This window comes from Ottowia sp. (assembly GCF_035444425.1).
Taxonomy (GTDB): domain Bacteria; phylum Pseudomonadota; class Gammaproteobacteria; order Burkholderiales; family Burkholderiaceae_C; genus Ottowia.
Genome location: NZ_DAOMOQ010000039.1, coordinates 1 through 24,534, shown reverse-complemented (window position 1 = coordinate 24,534; position 24,534 = coordinate 1). Strand labels below are relative to the sequence as shown.

Sequence of the window (24,534 nt, the reverse complement as noted above, 5' to 3'; positions counted from 1 at the left end):
CTTCGGACTCCTTCTTCCTCTACGGTAAGGTGTCCGTGAAAAGGGGTCAACTTCATTGAGCTATCTGATGAGTTCAGCGAGCACTTCTGTTCATTTGGGCAATTGACCGAAGTTCGTCGAGGAATCACAACAGGAAAAGACGACTTCTTCTACCCAAAAGATGCCACTGCGGAGTGTCTCGCGGCCTTCGCCGATCCAATTGGCTTCGAGCATGAATATGGCGTGCCGCGCTCCGAGGTCGAGAACGGCAAGGTCAAACTGGTTCTCGCGGGGGATAAGCGCGGCGAACTGCACGCCATCGAATCCGAGTACCTTGAACCCGAAGTCCACAGCCTCATGGAAGTCAAGGGTTTCATCGCGCGTGCGAGCGACTGCTCCCGATTGATCTTCCTCGCTCCATCCCCAAAGGGTGCCCTGAAGCCCCGGGCTAAAGCCTATGTCGAATGGGGGGAAGAACGGCGCGTGCACCTGGGATCCACTTGTGCGCAACGGGTGACCAAGGAGAAGGCGTGGTACGACCTGACTGGGCATCGGCGTGGCGCCGCCTTTTGGCCCAAGGCTCAACAATACAAACACGCCATACCGCTCAACAGCGACAACCTGCAAGCCAACTGCAACCTCTACGATTTGTTCCCGATGGAAGGCGTCAGTGGCAAAGCACTCGCAGCGCTGCTGAACAGTACGCTGGTCATTCTCGCCAAGCATCAATTTGGTCGGCCCGTGGGCGTTGAGGGCAACCTGAAAACAGAGATTGTCGATGTTTCGATGATGCTCGTGCCAGATCTCAGACTCGCTCCTCGCAAGACCACTCTCGCGTTGGAAGCGGCGCTGGATGCCATGGCCGAGCGTGAGCCGAAGCAATTGCTTTCTGAGCGCAGGCTTAGAACCATGGCGTTCGAAAAATCGGGGAAGTACGCGGAACTGGCGTTGCTGCCTGACGACTGCGAACTGGACATGCCGGATCGCCGAGCGCTCGACCACGCAGTGTTTGAACTCCTCGGCGTCAAGTCCAAGAAAGAGCGAGACGAATGGATCAATCGGCTGTACGACCACTTGCGCCAGTTCTTTGAAGATACCCGACGCAAGGAAGAGCAGGCTATCGTCAACAAAACCACCACCAAGCGCAAGGGCGCAGTGAGTCCGCAAGAACTGGCCGCGCAACTGGCTGCCGAACTCAATACGCAGGAACCCCTGCTGTTCCGCTCGTACAAAGACTTCTTCAACGAGTCGGGCGTTGGCGACAGCTGGATCGCCCGAGAAGTGCCCGCCGAAGGGATGCCCGAACTCCACGCCGATCTCCACGACGTGGGCGTGCGCTTCATGCGTGGCAAGAAGCAGACAGATTTCATTAGCATGCCCTCGGAAGCGCATGCTGAACTGGCGGTGGTAGCGATTCGCGAGATGCGACGAGAAACTGTCCAGCTACCCCGTTCTGATATAGCGTGCGTTACCTTGCTCCGTGAATACCAGGCGTTCCTCGACAAGCGTGATCAGCGCCTTCGCAGCGCCATATCCGAGCGAGTGGCTGATGAAGACGTGCAAGTTATTGTGTTGAACCTATTGCTGGAAACCGTTCGACGAGGAGCGCAACTGCCCAAAACGTGAGTCGTCGAAAGGGCGCCACGCCAAGCACTGCGCCGGCGATCACACCGGCATGAAAAAGCGGGCACCCTGGGTGCCCGCTTTTGCTTGCGCCTGAACGGCGCGGCGGATCTAGGCGCGCGCCGCCTGCTTCTGCTCCCAGCGCGACTTGCAGGCCACGCAGTGCTGCGTCATCGGCTCGATCTTAAGGCGCTCGAACGGGATGTGGCAGCCGCATTCGTCGCACAGGCCGTAGGTGCCCTCGTCCATCGCCTCCAGCGCGCGGTCGATGCGCGTCAGGTCGGCGGCGTCGAGGTTGGTGAGCCGGGAATCGACCTCGCGCGTCAGGTTCTTCAGCCGCGCGCTCTCGTCCTGCGACACGCTGCTGGTGCGCTCGGCCGGCGCCAGGTTGGCGAGGTTCTGCTCCATCTCGTCCTGCAACTCCTTGCGGCGTGTCAGCAGCAAGTCCTTCAGCTCCTTCAGCTGGTCCGCGGTCAAGGCATCGCTCATCTTCATCTCTCCTGCAAACAATGAATGCCCGCTGTCGCGCGCCATGCGCAACCTTACATCCCGCAGAATACCACCCGCATGGACGCTTTCTCCGCCGCCATTGATCCCGCGCTATGCCCCTTGTGCGGCCAGCCGAATCGCTGCGCGATGCAAGCCGAGCAGGCCATCGGCCAAGCGCAGCCGCCATGCTGGTGCACCGGGGTCGAATTCACGCCGGAACTGCTCGCCCAGGTGCCGCCCGCGGCGCGCAGACAGGCCTGCATCTGCCGCACCTGCGCCGAGAAGGCCAGCGCGCAGAACTGATCGCTCGAGCCGCACAGCCGGCACGTGACCGCCAGCAACCCGGCTCAGGCTGACGAAAGAATCGTGGCACTGTTGGAAATAACCGACACCACGATGACCGATGTGTCACTACCTTCAGGCTCCATCAAGCACACCAGAGGAGCCTCCATGCCAAAGACCCTGATCGAACCCTTCCGCATCAAAAGCGTCGAGCCGATCCGCATGACCACGCGCGCCGACCGCGAACGGCTGCTGGAGCAGGCGCACCTGAACCCCTTCCTGCTGCACGCCGAGGACGTGCTGATCGACTGGCTGACCGATTCCGGCACCGGCGCCATGTCGTCGCGCCAGTGGGGCGCCATCATGGAAGGCGACGAGAGCTACGCCGGCGCGCGCAGCTTCTACCGGCTGGAGAAGGTGGTGCAGGACATCACCGGCATGCCGCACTTCATCCCCACGCACCAGGGCCGCGCGGCCGAGAAGGTGCTGTTCTCCGCCGCCTGCCAGCCAGGCCAGGTGGTGCCCAACAACTGCCACTTCGACACCACGCGCGCCAACCTGGAGGTGCTGGGCGTCGAAGCGCTGGACCTGGTCATCGCTGAAGGGCTGCAGCCGGCCTTCGACCACCCGTTCAAGGGCAACATCGACCTGGCGCGCGCCGAGGCGCTGCTGAACGAGCGCGGCGACGCCATCCCGTTCGGCATGCTGACCGTGACCAACAACACCGGCGGCGGCCAGCCGGTGTCGATGGCCAACATCCGCGCCTGGGCCGCGCTGCTGAAGCGCTACGGCAAGCCGCTGGTGATGGACATCTGCCGCTTCGCCGAGAACGCCATGTTCATCAAGCTGCGCGAGCCCGGCTACGCCGACATGCCGGTGCGCGCGATCGCGCAGGAGATGCTGTCGCATGCCGACGGCTGCACCATGAGCGCCAAGAAGGACGGCATGGTCAACATCGGCGGCTTCATCGCGCTCAAGGACGATCGTTGGCTGGAAGACGCGCGCAACGCGCTGATCCTGTCCGAGGGCTTCCCCACCTACGGCGGTCTGGCCGGGCGCGACCTCGAGGCGCTGGCGGTGGGCCTGGAAGAAGGCCTGCAGGAGGACTACCTGCGCTACCGCCTGCGCACCGCCGAGTACCTGGGCGAGCGGCTGGAGGCGGCCGGCATCGGCTTCGTCAAGCCGACCGGCGGCCACGCGGTCTACATCGACGCGCGCACCGTGCTGCCCGACATGCCGCAGGCGCACTACCCGGCCTGGGCGCTGTGCAACGCGCTGTACCTGGAAGGCGGCATCCGCGGCGTGGAGGTCGGCTCGGTGATGTTCGGCAAGCGGCTGGCCGACGGCAGCGAGGCCTACCATTCGATGGAACTGGTGCGGCTGGCGTTTCCGCGCCGCATGTACACGCAATCGCACTTCGACTACGCGGCCGAGGTGATCGCCGAGGTGAAGCAGCGCGCCGCCGACATCCGCGGCGTGCGCATCGTCAAGCAGCCGCCGCTGCTGCGCCATTTCACGGCGGAGTTCGCCTGGGTTTGACGCCGTCTGGCGTTCCGCGGTCCTGATGGAAGACGGCATCGGGCGCGGCGAATTCCTTGAACAGCCGGACGCGAAGGACGCGAAAACTACGCAAAGGTCGCGAAAGAGAACCGAAATCCTTTAATGGTTTTCTTTCGCGACTTTCGCGGAACCTTGGCGTTCTTCGCGTCCGGCTGTTCAGGCTGCCCGCCACCACGGCCCGGCGGCGCTGCATACTGCGGGTCATGTGCCAGCTGCTCGGGATGAACTGCAACACGCCGACCGACGTGACCTTCTCGTTCGCCGGCTTCGCGCAGCGCGGCGGGCGCACCGACCACCACGCCGACGGCTGGGGCATCGCCTTCTTCGAGGGGCGCGGCGCGCGCCTGTTCATCGACCCCGGCGCGGCCGCCGATTCGCCGGTGGCCGAGCTGATCCGGCGCTATCCGATCAAGAGCCGCAACGTCATCTCGCACATCCGCAAGGCCACCATCGGCGCGGTCGGGCTGGAGAACTGCCACCCCTTCGTGCGCGAGCTGTGGGGCCGCTACTGGGTATTCGCCCACAACGGCGACCTGCACGGCTACGCGCCGCGCCTGCACGGGCAGTTCCGCCCGGTCGGCACCACCGACAGCGAGCAGGCCTTCTGCTGGCTGATGCAGGAGCTGGCCAAGGCGCACGCCAGCGTGCCGCCGGTGGCCGAGCTCACGCACACGCTGCGCGAGCTGCTGCCGCAGGTGGCGCGCCACGGCAGTTTCAACATGCTGCTGTCCAACGGCGAGGCACTGTGGGCGCATGCCTCGACCAGGCTGTGCTACCTGGTGCGCCAGCACCCGTTCGCCAGCGCGCGCCTGGCCGACGAGGACCTGAGCGTCAACTTCGCCGACCACACCACGCCCGACGACCGCGTGGCGGTGGTGGCGACCACGCCGCTGACTTCCGACGAGGCCTGGACGCCATTCGCCGCCGGCGAACTGAAGGTGTTCGTCGACGGCGCGCCGCTGGCGGCCTGAAGGGAGGATGACGGAATGACCTCGCTGCGCGTCGATGACGGCGGGTGCGCCGCCATGACACAGACTGACGCCAAGTCGCTTGGTGCACGGCTGGTGTCATTTCGTCATTAACGCCGCGCAGCGGCGAAGTCATTCCGTCACTCCATCATTCCGTCACTCCGCCATCGCGCGGCGTGGTCTAGAAGCGCATGCTCAGCGCCACGTTGAACGAGCGCCCGCGCCCCGGCACGCTCACGCCCCAGGGCACGCCGGTGCCGGCCATGGTGCGGCCCTGGCCCAGGTAGGCGCCGCCCAGCGGCAGTTCGTAGTAACGGTCGAACACGTTGTCGATGCCGAAGTCCAGCCGCACCTGCTTCCAGGCGTAGCCGGCACGCAGGTTCAAGAGGCCGTAGCCACCGGTGGTCATCTCGTTGCGTTCGCGCGAGACCTTGGTCTTACCCGCCACGCCAACCCACTCGGCGGTGCCGCTCCAGCCGCCCAGGCGGTGCGTCAGCGCCAGCCGCGCGTTCAGCGGCATCATGTTGATCAGGTTGTCGCCGGTGTCGGTGTTCTTGCCGCGCACGTAGTTGATGCCGCCGCTAAGCACGAACTGGCCCCAGCGCGGGCTGCGCCCGAGTTCGGCGAAACCGTTCAGGTCGATGCCGTACAGGCGCACCGTCTGGTTGGTGAAGCGCAGGTAGACGAAGGCGTCGCGGGCCGCCAAGTTGGCGTCATTGCACACCGCCGTCGCACCGGCGCCGCCACCGCAGCGCAGCGCGCCGACGTAGTTGCGCACGTGCGTGTAGTACGGCGTGACACGTACACCCCACTTCTCTCCGCTGGCATCGTGCCAGTCGGCGGTGGCGCTGAGCGTGGTGGCCTGCTCGGGCTTGAGGTCGGGGTTGCCGACGTAGCCGTTGCCGTCACCGACCAGGTTGACCATGCGCATCGCCATGCCGCCGGTCGACCAGGCGTAGCGCTCGTACAGGTTGGGCGAGCGCATCTTGTGCGCGACGCCGAATTCGTAGGTGGCGTTGGCGTTGGGCGTGAAGCGCGCCAGCGCCGCCAGATCCCAGTTGTGGTCGGTGCGGCGGCGGTCGCGCGCGTTGAAGGCGTTGGCGTCGGCGTCGTAGCTGGCGTTGTAGCCCTGCACGGGGCCGGCGTCGGTGCGGGTGTTGGCGCTGCGCAGGCCGATCAGGGTCAGCCACTGCGGACTCCAGCGCGCCTGCCATTCGGCGAACAGGTCGAGCCGGTCGCGCTGGCCGTCGCGGATGTTCCAGAAGGTGTTGGGCGCCATGCCGCCGCCGGACGGCAGCCACCAGTCGTCCAACCGGTAGCGCAGTGCTTCGGCGCCGACGCGCACCGTGTCGCGCTCGGATACCGGCAGCTCGCCCATCACGCGCAGGCCGCTGGTGCGCCCGCGCGTGTCCATCGGCATGCCGGGCACGTCGCCCTTGGGGCCGTACCAGTACTGCTTGTCGTCGCCGAACTGCATGCCGTGGCGGGTGTGCTCGTGCCAGGCGCGCGCCTCGAGCCGGCCCCAGTCGAAGCGGCCCTCGTAGCGCAGGTTGGCATGCCAGGCGTCGTTGCGCGTCATGTCCATGCGCTGGTTCGGGTAGTACTGGTAGGGGATGTCCTGCACGCCGACCCCGAGTTGCAGCAGCTGGCCGTCGCCGCGCCAGGCGCCGGTGAGCTCGTGGTTGCGGGTCTTGTAGGCGGTCGAACCGACCTCGTCGGCGCGCAGCCAGTGCTCGGGCTTGTCGCTGGACGCCGGGCCGGCCGGCTTGAAGTCGCCGCCGGCGCGATAGTTGTCGGCCTGCGCCAGCGAGCCGTCGTAACGCAGGCTGAAAGTCTCGGTCGCGTAGTGCGCCGATGCCCGTGCATCCAGGGCATTGCCGTTGCTGCGCCCCCCCACGCCCAGTTCGCCGCCCACCACGGCGGGCGCGCCGGGTTCGGCGAACACCGGCTCAGCGGCGTCGACCTGCACCGTGGCACCGATGCTGTCGCCGCCAACGCTGACCGGCACCACGCCGGCGAACACGCGCACGCGCTCGACCCGGCCGGGGTCGACGTAGGACAGCGGCGGGTTCATGTGGTTGCCGCAGGACGAGATCAGCGGCATGCCGTTGAGCTCGATGCGCAGCCGGTCGTCGCCCAGGCCGCGGATCGCCGGCAGGCTGGAGACGCCGCCGGCCGCCTGCGCCGCGTAGCCTGGGAAGTCGCGCAGCAGTTCAGCCGTGTCGGCACTGATCGGCCGGCGCGTACGCAGCAACTCGGCATCGAGGCTGTCGCTGCCGAGCGGTTCGGTGCGGGCATGCGGCGCAGTCACGGTGACCGGCGCCAGGCTGCCGGCGACGGCTTCGCCGGCCGCCGGCTCGGGCTGCTGGGCCGCCGCGCACAGCGGCAGCAAGGCCACCAGGGCGTGCAAGGGAATGGAGTTTAGTGGGTGGGCGCGCTCGGGCGCCAGGTGTCTGGTCTTCATCGGATCGGCAAGCTGATCACCGCACCGCGCCCATGGCGCCGGTCGGCGGAGAACCTAGGAACAATGCGTGGCGCCGTGCACCCGGCAGCACTCAGGCCACGGGCGCTGCGCCCCGAAGCCCGAACGGAACTGGCCGCTCGGTCGTCGGTGCACGAAAGCAGGAACTCAGGTGCTTGCCGGCGGACCCTGCGCCGGTGGCAACAGGTGCGGCGGCGCCGGGAATGAAGCGCGAGCGACCGCCCACGCCAGGCGCCCCTGCGCCATCGGCGCGGGCGGCAGTGCCTCGGGTGCGGGCCGTGGCCCGAGCAGCGGCATGACCGCCACCGCGCACAAGGGGCATTGCGCCCGCCACTGACCGGGTCCGCCATCCGGACCCTGGTCGCCCAGGTCGGCCAGGGACACCGGGGCTCCAGAACCCGTGCACACCTGGCTGCCCAGCCAATTCGTCGACAGCATGCCCGCCAGGTGCCCGGTGCTGGCCTGCACCGCCAGCGCCTGCGCGAGCAGCGCCAGCAGGGCCAGCACAACGGCCCAGCGCCTCAGCAGGGAACGGGAACGACGGAATGGCACGGCTGCGATTCTGCCGCCGCGCAGCCGGGGGACGACTTGACCCAGGCCAAGGATGCGGCGCTTCGGCGCTTCGGCGCAGCACTCAGGTCATGGGGCTTGCGCTCCGCGAAGCGTCGGCTCGGATCGTCGCCACCTCAGCGGCCGACGTCGGCGGCGCCGAAGCTCATGCGCCCGCTGCGCACCGTGGTCTCGCGCAGCGTGCGGTGCACCACCGGCGGCTCCTCGCCGAGGTGGTAGCCCAGCTTGCGCTCGCGCAGCGCCACGTCGGCGGCGCTGGTGCGCTCGAAGCGGCGCAGGTGGTCGATCCAGGACGCGTCCTCGATCACCTCGACGAAGCGCCCCGGGTCGTTGATGTCCGACAGCAACTCCCAGGCCACCGCGCCCTGGCGCAGGCGCGAGCGCCGGCTCTCGTCCATCAGGGCCCGAAAGGCCGGCGCGTCGGCCGGGTCGATGCGGTACTCCACCGTCACCAGCACGTGGCCGCTCTCGGGCGGCCGCGTCACCTGCGGCCGTGGCAGCGGGCCGGCCGGCGTCGGGTCTTCCATCACGCCGCGGTCCGGCATCAGCCAGGTCGCCAGGCCCATGGCGACGATGGCGCTGGCCGCACCCAGCCCCAGCGCGGTCGGCACGCTGGCCCAGGTGGCAACCTGGCCCCACACTGCCGCGCCGCCCGCGCTGGCGCCCATGATGGCCATCTGGAACATCGACATGCCGCGCGCGCGCACCCAGTCCGGCAGGCTGATCTGCGCTGATACGCTGAGCGAGTTGGCGGTGGTCATCCAAGCCGCGCCGCCCAGCGCCATGGCAGCGACGCCGAACCAGATGCTGCTGTTGACCGCCATCATCGCCATGGTCAATGCCTGGGTGGTGGCGCCCAGCAGCACCAGGCGGTCGCGCGACATGGCCTGGCGCAGCTGCGGCAGCGCGAAGGTGGAGGCGATCGCGCCGGCGCCCATGGCGGCCAGCAGCACGGTGAAGGTGCCGGCGTCGCCGCCTTCGATCTGCAGCGCCACCAGCGGCAGCAGCGCCATCAGCGTGGTCGAGTGGAAGAAGAACAGCGCGATGCGCAGCAGCACGCCCTTCAGGTGGTAGGACTGCATCACGTACTGCAGGCCCACGCGCATGGCGCCGCGCAGGCTTTCACGCCCCAGCGGGTCGGGCCGGTGCTCGCGGCGCCAGCGCGTGATCACCATGGCCGCCACCACCGACAGCACGGCGTTGAGCAGGAATACCCAGGCACTGCCAAGACTGGCGATCACGCTGCCGGCGACCAGTGGCCCCAGGATGCGCGAGGCGTTCATCGACACGCCGTTCAGCGCCAGCGCCGCCGGCAGCTGCGCGCGCGGCACCAGCTCCGGTACGATGGCCGAGAACACCGGCCAGCGCAGCGCCAGGCCGATGCCGTTGAGGAACAGCAGCATCAGCAGCAGCGGCGGCGTGATCACGCCCATGAACACCGCCACCGACAGCAGCGCCCCGATCGTCGCCACCCAGAGCTGGGTGAAGAACAGGAAGCGCTTGCGGTCCAGGATGTCGGCCAGCGCGCCCGACGGCAGGCCGAGCAGGAACACCGGCAGCATCGCCGCCGTCTGCACCAGTGCCACCCAGATCGGCTTGGACGTCAGCGTGGTCATCAGCCAGGCCGCCGCCACGTCGTTCATCCACATGCAGAGGTTGGCGATCAGCCAGGTGCTCCACAGCATGGCGAACACGCCGTGCCGGAACGGCGCCAGCGGACCCAGATCGTCTTCGGCGACGGAAGCGGGCGGCGTCAGGTCACGGTCGGCATCGGGCATGGCCGACCGATGATAGAAGAAGCCCGGCCGGCGCGTCGGTGGCTACAGCTTCGGGATGCGGATGCGGCTGATCATCAGCGAGCCCGAGAGCAGGTACAGCAGCACCAGCGGGTGCAGCGTGTAGCCGGCGATGCGGATCGCGCCACCCCACAGCTGCGGGCCGATGGCGCCGACGACGGCGGCGATCCACAGCAGCAGCACCAGCAGCACCGAGGTCGGAATCGGCGTGCCCTCGAAGTACCTGACCTTGTCACCGCCGGCCGACAGCGCGTCGGCGGTGACGTTGAAGCGCGCCAGCCGCGACACGCCGCAAGCGACAAAGAAGGCCAGGATCACGCGATCCCACAGCCCCTGCATGCCGACGCCGTAGGCGATCAGCGCCGGCGCGACACCGAACGAGATCACGTCGGCGAGTGAATCCAGTTCGCGCCCCAGCAGCGAGGATTTCTGCCGCCAGCGTGCCACCCGACCATCGAAGATGTCGAACACCAGCGCCGCCAGCACCAGCGTGCAGGCGTAGTGCACATGCTTGAGTGCGCCGCTCTGGATGAAGCTGACGATGGCGAACATCGCCCCCACGCCACAGACCGCGTTGCCCAGCGTGAACCAGTCCGCCAGGTGGAACTCGCGGATCATCGAGAAAGGTTTCTTCTTCGGTGCGGCGTTCTCGCTCATTGCACCAGTGTGCCCGAGCGTTGGCGCCAGACGTGTCAGCCGAGGGCGATTCGTAGTCTGGGTTATGGCGCGTTGTGTGGCGTCTGGGGGACCGGGCAGAAACGGCGCATCAGCGGAAGTTTGCCGGCGACGGTCCGGTCTGGAAACAGGCCTTCAAAGTCTGGGGGCGACCGGCAGTTTTCTCGACCCTATGCGATCGGTCATCGCATTTAGCGAGCTGGCTGCTTTGCTGGAGCAGTTCGTCTGACGAGGTTGTCGGCGGCCGCGCATCGACTCGCATCCGCGTCACGGCAAGGTCATCGTGCCATCGGGCCAGTCGTGGCTCAGAACCGATGCGTGTAGTACAGCATCAGGAAGTCCATGCCGGGGTTCGGCTTCTTGATGCCGAAGTTGGACAGATGCTGGAAACGCACGCCCAGCGTGGAGCGCCCCTCGCGTCCCCACTGCATGCCGGCCCCCAGCATATCGGAGAACTGGAACGCGCTGCCCATTGAATGGTCCGCCGCCAGACGCGCATGAGACAGCAGGCGCACGCCGATCGAGCCCTCGACGAACAAGTTGCGTGCACCGCCGGACAGCGGACGCTCCAGCCGCAGCACGGGCGAATAGCCCAGCTCGACCAGATCCCGTGCCCTCGGCACGTTCCAGGCCGCCAGCTCGAACTCGTGCCGCAGCCGCAGCTGCCAACGCTGTCCTTGCCAAAGGGGTTCGGGACGGGTCCAGCCCGCGATCACGCCGAGCTTCCTGACATCAGCCTCTTTCGCACGGGCGGCGCTCAGGCTCCAGTCGGGGCCCTGGGCAGCTGCGTTCGGCAGGCCAGTCAGGGCGACGGTCAACGCCAGCAGCACGCCATAGGATGGCTTGCGCCGCAGCGACACAGCCGCAAGCACTGCCGATGCGCCAGGGCGATGTGGGCGCACCCGATCAGCAACTGATCTCATGATTCTTGTACTTCGGTTGATTCGTTGTTGATCCGACCCCATGAAGACCAGGCTCCAGAAGCTGGATCGAGCACACCGACAGTCAGCAACATGCGCACGGCCATGCCGGTGGCCTTTTCAGTTGGCGATGATGCGGCGCTCGCAGCGCCACTGTCAATTAGCTGCGCTCGCCGATCGCTGGGCGCTGGCCCTTGGCGAAGGCTTCGCGGGTCTGCTGGCGCACTTCGGCGCGGGTCACAGCCGAGTCGCTGGCAACGGCCACGACACCCGACTGCTCGCCCGAGGCGAGCTGCTGGATCGATACCGCGTCGCGCACATTGCTGCTGCTGACCATGGCGGCTTCATTCAGGAACAGCGGGCCTTCGCCAGCGGCGGGCATTTGCGCGAAGGCGCCGCCAGCGAACAGCAGGGCGGCGGCGGAAGCGAAGGTGGCGGTGAACTTGGTCATGGTGAATCTCCTGAAGAAACGATGAGTCGATGAGCTTTCAAACATCCGGCGTTGCCGCTGGTCTTGGGTCGGTGTCTGCGGTGCAGCGCGTCCGATGGGATGTAGTTTCGGGTTTCAGGTTGGTTTAAAAAACCACCTGATCATGAACTGCCTATTTCCAATTTGGAATCAATAGGCTTGTGCGCTGTCACCCGTCCCGGCAACGCACCGGCAAGAACGACGGCAGCGTCGTCGCCTGGGGCAATCCGAGCGAGGGCGGCGGCCCGATTCCCTTGCTTGCCTACGAAGTCGTGAAGACTTGCAGCACCGACACCGCATTTGCCGTCCTCAAGTACGACGGAAGTGTCGCCACTTGGGGACAACGCAACAGTGGCGACGACAGCAGCAGTGTGGCCAGCCAACTGACCGATGTCGTCGCCCTTGCCGACCCCTCCACGGATGACACCTTCGTGCCCACGAGGCTGTGGCGGATCAGCGCCAGCAACCCTGACGGGGCGTACACGGTGAGCAGCAAGATCAACATCTCGCTGCAGGTCTCAACTCGTTGCGGTCCCTGCGTAATTCAATAAACCGTCATTCGCCTTCACGCAGGTGTGCACCAAGGCATCTGCTTGCTGGAAAGCGCAAGCTGGCTGCGCTTGCGCACCAGCCTGCTAACCGTTCGGCGGCGGTTTGTGCCGGCGGATGGTGCCCATGTCGCCAGTTCGATCGCGCCCGGCACTCAGACTCAGGTACGGCGTCGCAGTCTGCTCATACCCAGGCCCCCTGCAGCCAGTGCCATGAGCATCAGACCCAGCTCCGACAGTGTTGGTACCTTTGGTCAAGGCGAAGCGGCTTTCCGCCCACGCATAGTTGCTCGCATCAGACATCCACCGCTGCCGCTCACCACGCGGGTCGACACGGCCGCCTGATCAGCAGACCCAGTGGCAAAGGGCTATCGGCTCAACGGCCGGCTAAAGCCCCAACTGGCGCGACGCCAGCTCCTTCATGATCTCGTCGGTGCCGCCGCCGATGGTCATGACCTTGACCTCGCGGTAGATGCGCTCGCAGGCGGTGCCTTCCATGAAGCCCATGCCGCCCAGGATCTGCACCGCGGCGTCGGCGCAGAACTGCATCGCCTGGGTGGCGTGGTTCTTCAGCAGGCAGACCTGCGCCACCCATTCGGCGCCCTTGTCCGCCTTGTCGCCGCTGTCGGCGCGCGCCACCACGGCATTCAGCCAGGCGCGCGTGGATTCGATGCGCGTCTTCATGTCCATCAGCTTGTGGCGGATCACCTGGTGGTCGACGATCGCCATGCCGAAGGTCTTGCGCTGGCGCGCCCAGGACAGCGCCTCGTCGTAGCAGCGCTCGCTGAAGCCCAGCGCCAGCGCCGCCATCGACAGGCGCTCGCCGTTGAAGTTGGTCAGGATCATCTTGAAGCCCTGCCCCTCCTCGCCGACCAGGTAGCGCGCCGGCACGCGCACGCCGTCGAAGCGCAGCTGCGCGGTGTCGGAGCAGTGCCAGCCCATCTTCTTCAGCCGGCTGCGGCTGAGGCCCGCCGCGTCGCCCGGAATCACCAGCATGGAGATGCCCATCGGACCCTTGTCCTTCGGGTCGGTGCGCACGGCGGCGGTGATCCAGTCGGCGCGCATGCCGGAGGTGATGAAGATCTTCTCGCCGTCGACCACATACTCGTCGCCCTCACGCCGGGCCGTGGTGCGCAGCGCCGACACGTCGGTGCCGCCGCCCGGCTCGGTGATCGCCAGCGAGGAGATCTGCTCGCCCCGCAGCACGCCGGGAATCACCTCGGCCTGCAGCGCGGCGCTGCCGTGGCGATGGATCGGTGGCAGGCCGATGTTGTGGCTGAACAGGCTGGCCATCAGGCCCCCGCTGCCGCCATGGCGCGCCAGCACCTCGGCCAGCGTCGTGCGCATGGCCCAGGACGCCGGCGTGCCGCCCAGCTCCTCGGCGTAGCCGAGGCCGAGCCAGCCCAGTTCGGCCACGCGCCGGTGCAGCGCGCGCGGCAGTTCGCCGGCCGCCTCCCACTCGGCCAGGTGCGGCACGATGTCGGACTTGGCAAAGCGCGCCGCAGTGTCGGCCAGCAGGGCCAGTTCTTCCTTGGTTTCGGTCATGGGTGTTTGCTCCTGGTGTGCGCTTCGCGCACGTCGACGTTCGAAATGACGAATGACAAATGACTTCGCTGCGCTTCAATGACTAATGAGGCATGCGTCATTGGTCATGCCGGCGCCAGCCGGCGGTCATTCTTCATGCCTTGGAAAACAGCTTGGGCGTGACGGCCCGGTGAAAGCCCTCGAAGGGCGCGATCGCCGGCCGCGCACGCATGGCCTCGTCGGCCGGGCGCATCGGCCAGCCCAGGCGCACCTGCGGGCGGCCGCCGTCGATGCGCAGCGTGCTGCCGTTGACGAAGGCCGCCGCCGGGCTGAGCAGGTAGACGATGCCGGCCGACACCTCGGCCTCGGTGCCGAAGCGCCCGCTGGGCACGGTTTTGGTCATCTCGCGCACCAGCGGCGCCATCTCGGCCGGGTACTTGTCCATGCCGCTGGAGGCGATGTAGCCCGGCGCCACGGCGTTGACGCGCACGCCGCGCGGCCCCCACTCGACCGCCGCGGTCTCGGTCAGGCTGACCATGCCGGCGCGCGCCGCGCCGCTGTGGCCCATGCCGGGCATCGAGCCCCACATGTCGGCCACGATGTTGACGATGGCGCCGCCGTGCCGGCTCATCGCCTGCGTGAAGCACTCGCGCGCCACCAGGAAGCCGCCGGTCAGGTTGGTGTTGACCACCGCCTCCCAGCCCTTGGCGCTGATGGCTTCCAGCGGCGTCATGTACTGGCCGCCGGCGTTGTTGACCAGGCCGTCGATGCGGCCGTGCTCCGCCAGCACGGCGGCGACCATGGCGCGCACCGCGTCTTCCTGGCGGATGTCGCAGGCGTGCACACTGGCCTGGCCGCCGTCCTCGGCGATTTCGGCCGCCACCGCCTGCAGCTTGTCCAGCTTGCGGCCGACCAGCGCCACGCGCGCGCCCAGCGCTGCCAGCTCGTGCGCGGTGCAGCGGCCGATGCCGGAGCCACCGCCGGTCACCAGCACCACCTGGCCGGCGAACAGGCCGGGCGCGAAGATCGATCGGTAGCTCATGCGGGGTTTCCTTCCTGGTACATCGCCTCGACCAGCGCGCGGTGGCGCTCGATCACCGCGTTGCGGCGGATCTTCATGGTCGCCGTCAGCGCGCCGCCGTCGATCGACAGCGGCTCGGGCAGCAGGCTGAACTTGCGGATCCAGGCCACGCGCGACTGCTCGGCGTTGACGGCGTCGATGCCGCGCTGCAGTTCGGCCAGCACGCGCGGGTGGCGGCAGGCCGCCGCCATCGACAACTCGCCCAGCCCGTTGGCGGCCAGGAACGCCTGCAGCGCCGTCGGCTCCAGCGTCAGCAGCGCGGCCAGGAAATGGCGGCCGTCGCCGCACACGATGGCGTGCTCGACCAGCGGCAGCGCCATCAGCGCCGCCTCCAGGTTGGCCGGCGACACGTTCTTGCCGCCGGAGGTGATCAGCAGGTCCTTCTTGCGGCCGGACACGTAGACGTAGCCGTCCTCGTCCATGTGGCCGAGGTCGCCCGAATGCAGCCAGCCGTGCACCAGCGCCTGCGCCGTGTCCTCGGGCCGGCCCTGGTAGCCCTGGAACACGTGCGGGTCGCGCACCAGGATCTCTCCGTCGTCGGCGATGCGCACCTCGGTGCCCGGCAGCGGCCGGCCGACCGCGCCGATGCGCACGGCGCCGGGCATGCTGACCGAGGTCGGGCCGCAGTCCTCGCTCTGGCCGTAGCTCTCGCAGATCAGCAGGTCGAGCCCGGTGAAGAAGCGCAGTGCCTCGGGCGAGATCGGCGCCGCGGCCGAGATCAGCAGCCGCGCCTGGTCCAGCCCCAGCGCCGCCTTCACCTTGCGGTGCACCAGCCGGCCGGCCAGCCGGTGGCGCAGCCGAAGGCCGGCGCAGGGCGCGCGGCCGGCCAGTCGCGCCGCGTGCCAGCGCTCGCCCGCGGCCAGGGCCCAGCGCGCCAGCGCCGCCTTGCTGCCCTGCGCCTGCGCCAGTTTGGCGGCGATGCCGGCGTGCATCTTCTCCCACACGCGCGGCACGCCGAAGAACACCGTCGGGCGCACCTCGGGCAGGTGCGAGCCCAGGGCCTCGATGCTGCGCGCGAAATAGAGCCGGAAGCCGATCGCCGCGTGGCCGTGCACCGCGCCGAGCTGTTCGGCGACATGCGCCAGCGGCAGGTAGGAGATCAGCCGGTCCTCGGGCACGAAGCCGAACACGCGCGACAGCGCGGCGCTGGTCCACGCCAGGTTGCCGTGCGACAGCATCACCGCCTTCGGGCCGCCGGTGGTGCCGGAGGTGTAGATCAGCGTGCCCAGCGTGTCGGGCGTCAGCGCCGCCATGCGGCGCTCGACCTCGGCCTGCAGTTCGCCCTCGCGCGCGCCCGCACCGAGCGCCATGAAGCCGCCCCAGCCGAGCTGCAGGGCATCGTCGGCTGGCGCGCCGCGCATCATCACGACGCGCCGCAGCCGCGGCAGCCGGTCGCGGCAGGCGTGCAGCTTGTCCCACTGCGCCGCGTCCTCGGCCAGCAGCACGCCGCAGCCGGCGTGGCCGGCGATGTAGCCGACCTCGCTGGCGGCGCTGGTCCAGTAGATGCCGGCGGCGACGGCACCGACCATCATCGCCGCCATGTCCATGATCACCCATTCGGGCCGGTTGAAGCCGAGCACGCACACCGCCTCGCCCGGCTGCACGTCCAGCGCGACCAGCGCGCGCGCCGCCTGCTGCACCTGCGCCGCGTAGTCGGCCCAGGAGGTGGGCTGCCAGCCGCTGTCGGCACGCTCGAAGTAGGCCGGATCGTTGCCGCGCGCCCGGGCCGTGGCCAGGAAGCGCTGCGGCGTGGCGACGAAGGCCTCACCTGGCGGTACGGTCGGCACGGCCGGCGCGGCGGCGCTCATGCGGTGGCCAGACCGAGCAGCCGGCGCGCGTCGGCCGGACTGGCGACGGCGCGGCCGGCCTGGCGCGCGCAGGCGGCCAGCGCCTCGATCAGCACCCCGTTGCCGGCGGCGCGGCTGCCATCGGGCAGGTAGAAGGTGTCTTCCAGTCCGGTGCGCAGCATGCCGCCGAGTTCGGCGGTCTTCTGGTGCACCGGCCAGATTTCCTGGCGGCCGATCAGCGTGCTCTGCCACACGGCGCCCGGCGCCATCAGGCGCGGCAGCAGCGCCAGCAGTTCGGCGTCGCACGGCATGCCGGAGGCCACGCCCATCACCAGGTTGTATTCGGGCCGGCCCATCTCGGCTTTAAGCATGCCGTTCTGCACGAACATGCCGACCGAACGCACGATGCCGACGTCGAAGCACTCGAACTCGGGGTGCGTGCCGCACTCGGCCATGACGTCGAGGAACTGCTGCACCTTGGACACCGGGTTGTCGAACACCATCGGCGGCCAGGCCCATTCGCCGTTGCCCTTGATCTTCAGGTAGTTCAGGCTGCCGGCGTTGCAGGCCGCGATCTCGGGCCGCACGCGCCGGATGCAGGCCACCGGGCCGGAGATGTCCTTGCCGATGACGCCGGTGGTCAGGTTGATGATGACGCCCGGGCAGGCGGCGCGGATGGCGTCGACCACCTCGGCGGCGACGTCCGGGTCCCACGACGGCAGATGGCCCATGCCCGGCGTCTGCTGGCGCAGGTGCACGTGCATGATCGACGCGCCGGCGTTGAAGGCGTCGCGCGCCTCGGCCGCCATCTGCGCGGGCGTCACCGGCACCGGATGCTGCTGCGGGTTGGTCAGCACGCCGGTCAGCGCGCAGGTCAGGATGGCCTGGTCCATGTCATGTCTCCTCGGGGTTCTCGGGGGTGGCCGCGGCGGGCGCCAGCTCGACGAGCAGCGCGTCCTGCGCCACCTGCTCGCCGGCCCGGGCATGCACCTGGGTCACGGTGCCGGCGGCCTCGGCGTGCAGCCACATTTCCATCTTCATCGCCTCGACGCACAGCAGCGGCGCGCCTTCGGCCACCACGTCGCCGGGCGCCACTGCCACCTGGGTCACCTTGCCGGCCACCGGCGACAGCGCGCGCGTCGGGTCGCGCCGCAGGTCCTGCTGCGGGAGGGGCGAGACTTCGCTGAACACGTGCACCACCGCCTGCTGCGCCAGGTGCAGGGCGCCGTCGACGTGCAGCGCCACGCGCTGGCGGATCACGCCATCCTGCTGGTAGCGCAGCGTGGCCGCCTGGTTGTCGAAGGCCAGCACCTGCACGACGTGCAGGGCGCCGTCGAGCGTCACCTGCACTGCGCCGCCGCGCCCGATGCGCAGGCGCGGGCTGCGCTGCTGCTGCCCGCATTGCAGCGGCAGGTCGAACGCGGCCACGCTGTCGGCGCGCCAGCCGGCACCCTCGCGCATGGCCAGCGCGGCGGCGGCCAGCGCCCAGGTGGCGTCGTCGGCTTGCGGCGCCTGCAGCAGCGGCTCGCCATCGGCCTGCCATCGGTCGATCAAGCCAGTGTGCATGGCGCCGGTGCGGAACGCCGCGTGATCGACCAGGTCGGCCAGGAAGCGCGCGTTGGTGCGCAGGCCCAGCAGCGGCGTGGCCGCCAGCGCCGCACGCAGGCGGCGGATGGCGTCGCCCCGGTCGCGGCCGTGCACGATCAGCTTGGCGACCATCGGGTCGTAGTGCGGCGTCACCTCGCCGCCCTCGGCAATGCCGTCGTCGATGCGCACGCCATCGGCCAGCGCCTGCTGCGGCCGCCAGTAGCGCACGCGGCCGGTCTGCGGCGCGAAGCCGGCATACGGGTCCTCGGCGTACAGGCGCGCCTCGATGGCGTGGCCGTTGAAGCCGATCTCGTCCTGGCGCACCGGCAGCGGCTGGCCGGCGGCCACGCGCAGCTGCCACTCGACCAGGTCGAAGCCGGTGATGGCCTCGGTCACCGGATGCTCGACCTGCAGGCGCGTGTTCATCTCCAGGAAGTAGTGCTTCAGATCGGCATCGACGATGAACTCCACCGTGCCGGCGCCGCGGTAGCCCACCGCCAGCGCGGCGGCCACGGCGTCGCGGCCCATGGCCTCGCGCATGGCGGCGCTGACCACCGGCGAAGGCGCTTCCTCGATCACCTTCTGGCGCCGACGCTGCGCGCTGCAGTCGCGCTCGCCCAAGTGCACGGCGTGGCCGTGGGCGTCGGCGAAGACCTGGATCTCGACATGGCGGCCGTGCTCGATCAGCCGCTCCAGCATCAGCGTGCCGTCGCCGAAGGCGCTTTGCGCCTCGCGCCGCGCACCGGCGAGCGCGTCGTCAAGCCCGGCCGCGTCGTGCACCAGCCGCATGCCGCGCCCGCCGCCGCCCGCCACCGCCTTGACCAGCAGCGGAAAGCCCAGCTTGAGCGCCTCGGCTTTCAGCGTGGCGTCGTCCTGCTGCTCGCCCAGGTAGCCGGGCGCGCAGGGCACGCCGGCGGCCAGCATGCGGCGCTTGGCGCCGGCCTTGTCGCCCATGGCCTCGATGGCGGCCGGCGGCGGGCCGATGAACACCAGCCCGGCGTCGGCGCAGGCCTGGGCGAAGCCGGCGTTCTCGCTCAGGAAGCCGTAGCCGGGATGCACGGCGTCGGCGCCGCTCTTGCGCGCGGCCTCGATCAGCGCGTCGATGCGCAGGTAGGACTCGGCCGCCGAGGCGCCGCCGATGGCCACCGCCTCGTCGGCCAGCGCCACGTGCGGCGCATCGCGGTCGGCGTCGCTGAACACCGCCACCGTCGGGTAGCCGAGCGTGCGCGCGCTGCGGATCACGCGGCAGGCGATCTCGCCCCGGTTGGCAATCAGGATCTTGTTGAACATGGCGCGCTCGTCATTGGGCCCAGGCGGGCGGGCGTTTTTGCAGGAAAGCGGTGGTGCCCTCGAGCCCTTCCGGACCCTGGGCGGCGCGCGAGAACACGGCGGTCGCCTCGGCCACCAAATCGGCCGGCGGCACGAAGCGCGCCTTCGCCATCAGCGCCTTGGTGGCGGCGATGGCGCCGGGTGCGCAGGCGCGGATGTCGCGCAGCACGGCGGCCAGCGCGGCGTCGAGCCGGTCGTCGGCATGCACCGCGTGCACCAGGCCGATGGTCAGCGCCTCGGCCGCGTCGAGCCGGCCGCCGGTCACCGCCAGCCGGCGCGCCTGGCTGTAGCCCAGGCGTTCGACCAGGAAGGGCGCGATCTGCGCCGGCACCACGCCGAGCGCGGTCTCGGGCAGGCGGAAGCTGGCGCTGGGCGCGGCCAGCGCCACGTCGGCGACGCAGGCGAGGCCGAAGCCGCCGCCCATCACCGTGCCTTCCAGCACCGCCACCACGGCCAGCGGCGTCGAGGCATAGGCGACGCAGAGTTCGCCGAAGCGCGCGTTGACGGCGGCCACCGGGTCCTCGCCCAGCGCACGCGGCGCCATGCGGGCGGCGGCCATGTCCTTCAGGTCGGCGCCGGCGCAGAAATGCCCGCCGGCGCCGCGCAGCACCAGCACGCGGGTTCGGCCATCGGTCTCGGCGCCGGCCAGCACCTGGCGCAGCGCCTCGACCATGGCCAGCGACATGGCGTTGCGCGCGGCCGGGCGGTTCAGCGTGACGTGCAGCACCGGGCCGTCGGCGCGCAGCGCGATGACCTCGTCGCTGGCGGTGGCAGGGGGCGTCATGGCGCTCATGCCTTGCCGGGCAGCGTGCCCTCGAACTTGCAGATGATGCCGAGCATGATCTCGTCGGCGCCGCCGCCGATCGAGATCAGGCGCGTGTCGCGGTAGGCCTGCGAGATCGGGTTGTCGGCGGTGAAGCCCATGCCGCCCCAGTACTGCAGGCAGCTGTCGGCGACCTCACGGCTGAGCCGGCCGGCCTTCAGCTTGGCCATCGAGGCCAGGCGCGTGACGTCCTTGCCCGAGATGTAGGCCTCGACCGCGCGGTAGGTCAGCGCGCGCAGCGCCTCGACCTCGGTGCGCAGCTCGGCCAGGCGGAAGTGGATCACCTGGTTGTCCAGCAGCGGGCGGCCGAAGGCCTGGCGCTGGCGCGTGTAGTCGATGGTCAGGTCGATCAGCCGGTCGAGCGAGCGCAGCGTGCCGGCGGCGCCGTACAGGCGCTCTTCCTGGAACTGCAGCATCTGCAGCATGAAGCCCATGCCTTCCTGGCCGATCAGGTTGCGGCGCGGCACGCGCACGTTGTCGAAGAACAGCTGCGCCGTGTCCGAGCTGTGCATGCCGATCTTCTCGATCGGCTGGCGCGTGATGCCGGGCGTGTTCATCGGCACCACGATCAGCGACTTGTTCTTGTGCGGCGCGCCTTCCGAGGTGTTGGCCAGCAGGCAGCACCAGTCGGCCTGCATGCCGTTGGTGATCCACATCTTGGAACCGTTGATGACGTAGTCGTCGCCGTCCTTGTCGGCGCGCGTCTTCAGCGCCGCCACGTCGGAGCCGCCGCCGGCCTCGCTGACGCCGATGCAACCGACCAGGTCGCCGGCAATCGACGGCGCCAGGAACTCCTGCCGCAGCGCATCCGAGCCGAAGCGCGCCAGCGCCGGCGTGCACATGTCGGTCTGCACGCCGATGGCCATCGGCACGCCGCCGGCGGCGCATTCGCCCAGCGCCTCGGCCATCACCATCGAGTAGCTGAAGTCCAGCCCCATGCCGCCGTACTCGACCGGGTACTTGATGCCCAGCAGGCCCAGGTCGCCCAGCTTCTTGAACACCTCGTGGGCGGGAAAGCGTCCGGCCTTTTCCCAGGCCGGCAGCTGCGGGTTGATTTCCTTCTCGACGAAGCGCTTGACGGTGTCGGCGATCTGCGCGTGCTCGGGGGTGAATTTCATGCGGCTCTTTAGGGGCGGTGGTGCGAAAAAACGGAGGTCGCGCAGCCGTTACAGCCGCGCGACGCCGAAGCTGTTGGGTCGCAGCGTGCGCGCCTCGGCCTCGGCGGCGAGGTCCAGGCACAGGCCCAGGGTGCGGCGCGTGTCGCGCGGATCGATGATGCCGTCGTCCCACAGCCGCGCGGTGCCGAACAGCGCCGACGACTCCTTGTCGAGGCGCTGGCGCAGGCCGTCGGACATGGCCTGCAGCGCCTCGTCGTTGGCCGGCATGCCCATGCGCGCCAGCTTGGCACGGTTGACGATGTCCATCACGCGCGCTGCCTGCTCGCCGCCCATGACGGCGGTGCGCGCGCTCGGCCAGGCGAAGATGAAGCGCGGATCGAAGCCGCGCCCGCACATGCCGTAGTTGCCGGCGCCGAACGAACCGCCCAGCACGATGGTGAACTTGGGCACGCGCGCGTTGGCGACGGCCTGGATCATCTTGGAGCCGTGCTTGATCGCGCCGGCACGCTCGGCCGCGGCGCCGACCATGTAGCCGGTGGTGTTCTGCAGAAAGACCAGCGGCGTGCCGCTCTGGTCGCACAGCTGGATGAACTGGCCGGCCTTGGTCGAGCCGGCCGGCATGATCGGCCCGTTGTTGCCCAGGACGCCGACCAGCCGGCCCTGGATGCGGGCATGGCCGCACACGGTCTCGGGCGCCAGGTCGGCCTTGAACTCGAGGAAGTCGGAGCCGTCGACGATGCGCGCGATGACCTCGCGCACGTCGTAGGGCTCGCGCTCGTCGGCCGGCACCACGCCCAGCAGCTCCTGCTCGTCGTAGCGCGGCGCGTCGAAGCCGGCGGCGGCGGGCACCGTGTCCCAGCGCAGCTTGTCCATCAGTTCGCGCGCCATGCCGATGGCATGGGCGTCGTCCTCGCACAGGTACTCGCCCAGGCCGGTGACCTTGGCATGCGTCTCGGCGCCGCCCAGCTCCTCGTCGGTGGCGTCCTCGCCGATCGCGGCCTTGACCAGCGGCGGGCCGGCCAGGTAGATGCTGGAGCGGCCGCGCACCAGCACCACGTAGTCCGACAGCCCCGGCAGGTAGGCGCCGCCGGCGGTGGACGAACCGTGCACCACGGCGATCTGCGGGATGCCCATGGCCGACAGCCGCGCCTGGTTGGCGAAGCTGCGGCCGCCCTCGATGAAGATCTCGCTCTGGTACATCAGGTTGGCGCCGCCGCTCTCGACCAGGAAGATCAGCGGCAGCTTGTTCTCGCGCGCGATCTCCTGCGCGCGCAGGGCCTTCTTCAGACCCATCGGCGACACCGTGCCGCCCTTGAGCGCGCTGTCGCTGGCCGAGATCAGGCAGCGCCGGCCCGCCACCACGCCGATGCCGACGATGGCGCCGCCGCCCAGCACGCTCTTCCTGCCGTCGTCGTCGTGCATGTTCAGCCCGGCCAGCCGGCTCAGCTCCAGAAACGGCGCACCGCGGTCGAGCAACCGCGCCACGCGCTCGCGCGGCAGCAACTGGCCGCGCCGGTCAAACTTGGCGCGGTTGGCCTCGGAACCGCTGACGACCTGCTGTTCCAGGCGCCGCACCTCGTCCAGCAGTGCCTGCATGCGCTCGGCATTGGCGGCGAAGGCTTCGGACCTGGGCTGGAGCTTGCTGCGAAGGACGGGCATGGGCGGCTTCTGAAGGTTTATTCGTGCCGCATTAGATATGACGATGACGTATACGTCAACATAACTACCTATAGGTGTTTACGCTATGGCCAACGTCATCTAAACTCCGGATACTGCGCACGGCCCGCCGGACCACGGCGGCGCCCACGCACCCGAACAAGGAAGGACCTGATGAACCTCGCAGAATGCACCGAAGCCATCCGCCAGAAGGTTGGCGCCGACAGCGGCCTGGCCGCCACCCTGAAGTTCGACTGCGGCGACGACGGCCGCGTCTATATCGACGGCCAGTCGACGCCCAACAGCGTCAGCAACGAGGACGCCGATGCCGACTGCACCGTCGGCATCACGCTGGACAATCTGGCGGCGCTGGTCAAGGGCGATCTGGAGCCGACCACCGGCTTCATGATGGGCAAGCTGAAGGTCAGCGGCGACATGAGCGTCGCCCTGCGCCTGCAGCGCGTGATCTGAGCGAAATCGCGCCCGAGGCCGGCTTGACGTCTTCCGTCCGCTCCCCCGCGCGGCGCGCACCGGCCGCCAGCACGGCCACCGACCCGCAGGCCTTCGTCGACTCGCACCGCGACGCCGGCACCACCGAGCTGTTCGGCATCACCGAGCTGTGCAAGGAGTTCGGCGTCACGCTGCGGGCGCTGCGCTTCTACGAGGACAAGGGCCTGCTGGCGCCGATGCGCGTCAACGGCACGCGCGTCTACACCCGGCGCGACCGCGCGCGGCTGGCGCTGATCCTGCGCGCCAAGGGGATCGGCTCGTCGCTGGCCGAGATCAAGCACTACCTCGACCTCTACGGCGACCGCGGCGAGGGCCGCACCCAGCAGCTCGCCTACGTCATCAAGCGCACCGACGAGGCCGTCGCCGAGCTGGAGCAGCGCCGCGCCCGCATCGACGAGATGCTGGCCGAGCTGCGCGTCATCAACCAGCACGCGCGCAAGCAGCTCGAGTCGCGCCGGCGCAAGCCGACAGATGGGGCGTAGATCGCCACCACGACACCTTTAGCTGCTGTTCGCATGATCTGTCCCATTGTTCGGGCATGCGAACCCAACCTTGGAACTGAGCTGGATTAAATTGCGCACCTCCGAATGGCTTGCACGGTACAGCATCACTGATAAAATTAGATACCGAACATTACCTTTCGTAGCCGTTCCTTAGCATGGGAGCTTTCGATGAAAAAGGCTGTGTTGCTTTGGGTTCTTGGTGCGGCGGCCTCAAATCTGAAGTGCAACACCTCACCCGGCGTAAGGTGCTGCGAT

23 protein-coding genes are annotated in these 24,534 nt (G+C 68.9%); 7 read left to right on the top strand and 16 right to left on the bottom strand.

Annotated elements, in window-relative coordinates:
* Window positions 1–102: 102 nt before the first annotated feature.
* Window positions 103–1,605: a hypothetical protein gene (locus PK606_RS13180; protein ID WP_324564653.1), complete on the top strand. Its 1,503-nt coding sequence runs from the start codon at window positions 103–105 to the stop codon at window positions 1,603–1,605.
* A 108-nt stretch (window positions 1,606–1,713) separates the two neighbouring features.
* Here PK606_RS13180 and PK606_RS13175 read toward each other — a convergent pair whose 3' ends face one another.
* Window positions 1,714–2,091: a TraR/DksA family transcriptional regulator gene (locus PK606_RS13175; protein ID WP_324564652.1), complete on the bottom strand. Its 378-nt coding sequence runs from the start codon at window positions 2,089–2,091 to the stop codon at window positions 1,714–1,716.
* Between the two features lie 24 nt (window positions 2,092–2,115).
* Here PK606_RS13175 and PK606_RS13170 point away from each other — a divergent pair, with 24 nt between their 5' ends.
* From PK606_RS13170 to PK606_RS13160, 3 genes are all read left to right on the top strand, one after another.
* Complete coding sequence (locus PK606_RS13170) at window positions 2,116–2,394, top strand: cysteine-rich CWC family protein (protein ID WP_324564650.1); 279 nt, start codon at window positions 2,116–2,118, stop codon at window positions 2,392–2,394.
* 147 nt (window positions 2,395–2,541) lie between these two features.
* Window positions 2,542–3,912, top strand: a complete 1,371-nt coding sequence (locus PK606_RS13165; protein WP_324564649.1) for a tryptophanase — start codon at window positions 2,542–2,544, stop codon at window positions 3,910–3,912.
* Between the two features lie 224 nt (window positions 3,913–4,136).
* The gene (locus PK606_RS13160) at window positions 4,137–4,904 is read left to right on the top strand and encodes a class II glutamine amidotransferase (protein WP_324564648.1); all 768 of its coding nucleotides are present in this window, start codon (window positions 4,137–4,139) and stop codon (window positions 4,902–4,904) included.
* Window positions 4,905–5,082: 178 nt separating this feature from the next.
* Here the strand turns inward: PK606_RS13160 and PK606_RS13155 are convergent, their stop codons facing one another.
* From PK606_RS13155 to PK606_RS13130, 6 genes are all read right to left on the bottom strand, one after another.
* Entirely contained in the window at window positions 5,083–7,365 is a 2,283-nt protein-coding gene (locus tag PK606_RS13155) for a TonB-dependent receptor (RefSeq protein WP_324564647.1), read from the bottom strand.
* 165 nt (window positions 7,366–7,530) lie between these two features.
* Window positions 7,531–7,935 carry a DUF2946 family protein gene (locus PK606_RS13150; RefSeq protein ID WP_324564646.1) on the bottom strand — a complete coding sequence of 135 codons (405 nt, stop codon included), beginning with the start codon at window positions 7,933–7,935 and terminating at the stop codon, window positions 7,531–7,533.
* A 134-nt stretch (window positions 7,936–8,069) separates the two neighbouring features.
* Window positions 8,070–9,731 carry an MFS transporter gene (locus PK606_RS13145; protein ID WP_324564644.1) on the bottom strand — a complete coding sequence of 554 codons (1,662 nt, stop codon included), beginning with the start codon at window positions 9,729–9,731 and terminating at the stop codon, window positions 8,070–8,072.
* Window positions 9,732–9,773: 42 nt separating this feature from the next.
* The gene (gene pssA / locus PK606_RS13140; protein WP_324564642.1) at window positions 9,774–10,406 is read right to left on the bottom strand and encodes a CDP-diacylglycerol--serine O-phosphatidyltransferase; all 633 of its coding nucleotides are present in this window, start codon (window positions 10,404–10,406) and stop codon (window positions 9,774–9,776) included.
* Between the two features lie 323 nt (window positions 10,407–10,729).
* Entirely contained in the window at window positions 10,730–11,347 is a 618-nt protein-coding gene (locus tag PK606_RS13135) for an acyloxyacyl hydrolase (RefSeq protein ID WP_324564640.1), read from the bottom strand.
* A gap of 157 nt (window positions 11,348–11,504) precedes the next feature.
* Entirely contained in the window at window positions 11,505–11,795 is a 291-nt protein-coding gene (locus PK606_RS13130; protein ID WP_324564639.1) for a hypothetical protein, read from the bottom strand.
* Between the two features lie 179 nt (window positions 11,796–11,974).
* Here PK606_RS13130 and PK606_RS13125 point away from each other — a divergent pair, with 179 nt between their 5' ends.
* The gene (locus PK606_RS13125; protein WP_324564637.1) at window positions 11,975–12,364 is read left to right on the top strand and encodes a hypothetical protein; all 390 of its coding nucleotides are present in this window, start codon (window positions 11,975–11,977) and stop codon (window positions 12,362–12,364) included.
* 158 nt (window positions 12,365–12,522) lie between these two features.
* Here the strand turns inward: PK606_RS13125 and PK606_RS15965 are convergent, their stop codons facing one another.
* From PK606_RS15965 to PK606_RS13085, 9 genes are all read right to left on the bottom strand, one after another.
* Window positions 12,523–12,600, bottom strand: a complete 78-nt coding sequence (locus PK606_RS15965) for an IPTL-CTERM sorting domain-containing protein (protein ID WP_502920844.1) — start codon at window positions 12,598–12,600, stop codon at window positions 12,523–12,525.
* A gap of 148 nt (window positions 12,601–12,748) precedes the next feature.
* Window positions 12,749–13,906: an acyl-CoA dehydrogenase family protein gene (locus PK606_RS13120; protein ID WP_324564636.1), complete on the bottom strand. Its 1,158-nt coding sequence runs from the start codon at window positions 13,904–13,906 to the stop codon at window positions 12,749–12,751.
* A gap of 133 nt (window positions 13,907–14,039) precedes the next feature.
* Window positions 14,040–14,927, bottom strand: coding sequence for an SDR family oxidoreductase (locus PK606_RS13115; protein ID WP_324564634.1), 888 nt, complete (start codon window positions 14,925–14,927; stop codon window positions 14,040–14,042).
* Window positions 14,924–16,774 carry an AMP-dependent synthetase/ligase gene (locus tag PK606_RS13110; protein WP_324564633.1) on the bottom strand — a complete coding sequence of 617 codons (1,851 nt, stop codon included), beginning with the start codon at window positions 16,772–16,774 and terminating at the stop codon, window positions 14,924–14,926. Before PK606_RS13110 ends, PK606_RS13115 begins: the two co-directional genes overlap by 4 nt.
* Window positions 16,771–17,646: a beta-keto acid cleavage family enzyme gene (locus PK606_RS13105; protein ID WP_324564632.1), complete on the bottom strand. Its 876-nt coding sequence runs from the start codon at window positions 17,644–17,646 to the stop codon at window positions 16,771–16,773. The genes PK606_RS13110 and PK606_RS13105 overlap by 4 nt, the downstream gene beginning before the upstream one ends.
* Before the next feature lies 1 nt (window position 17,647).
* Window positions 17,648–19,630: an acetyl/propionyl/methylcrotonyl-CoA carboxylase subunit alpha gene (locus PK606_RS13100; RefSeq protein WP_324564631.1), complete on the bottom strand. Its 1,983-nt coding sequence runs from the start codon at window positions 19,628–19,630 to the stop codon at window positions 17,648–17,650.
* Window positions 19,631–19,640: 10 nt separating this feature from the next.
* Window positions 19,641–20,453 (bottom strand): enoyl-CoA hydratase/isomerase family protein, encoded by an 813-nt coding sequence (locus PK606_RS13095; protein ID WP_324564630.1) that lies wholly within the window; start codon window positions 20,451–20,453, stop codon window positions 19,641–19,643.
* Window positions 20,454–20,458: 5 nt separating this feature from the next.
* Window positions 20,459–21,610: an acyl-CoA dehydrogenase family protein gene (locus tag PK606_RS13090; RefSeq protein ID WP_324564629.1), complete on the bottom strand. Its 1,152-nt coding sequence runs from the start codon at window positions 21,608–21,610 to the stop codon at window positions 20,459–20,461.
* Between the two features lie 48 nt (window positions 21,611–21,658).
* On the bottom strand, window positions 21,659–23,269 hold the full coding sequence (locus PK606_RS13085) for an acyl-CoA carboxylase subunit beta (RefSeq protein WP_324564628.1): 1,611 nt from the start codon (window positions 23,267–23,269) through the stop codon (window positions 21,659–21,661).
* Between the two features lie 171 nt (window positions 23,270–23,440).
* Here PK606_RS13085 and PK606_RS13080 point away from each other — a divergent pair, with 171 nt between their 5' ends.
* Both PK606_RS13080 and PK606_RS13075 read left to right on the top strand, forming a co-directional pair.
* Entirely contained in the window at window positions 23,441–23,737 is a 297-nt protein-coding gene (locus PK606_RS13080; protein WP_324564626.1) for an SCP2 sterol-binding domain-containing protein, read from the top strand.
* Window positions 23,738–23,760: 23 nt separating this feature from the next.
* Window positions 23,761–24,258, top strand: coding sequence for a MerR family transcriptional regulator (locus PK606_RS13075; RefSeq protein WP_324564625.1), 498 nt, complete (start codon window positions 23,761–23,763; stop codon window positions 24,256–24,258).
* Window positions 24,259–24,534: the final 276 nt, after the last annotated feature.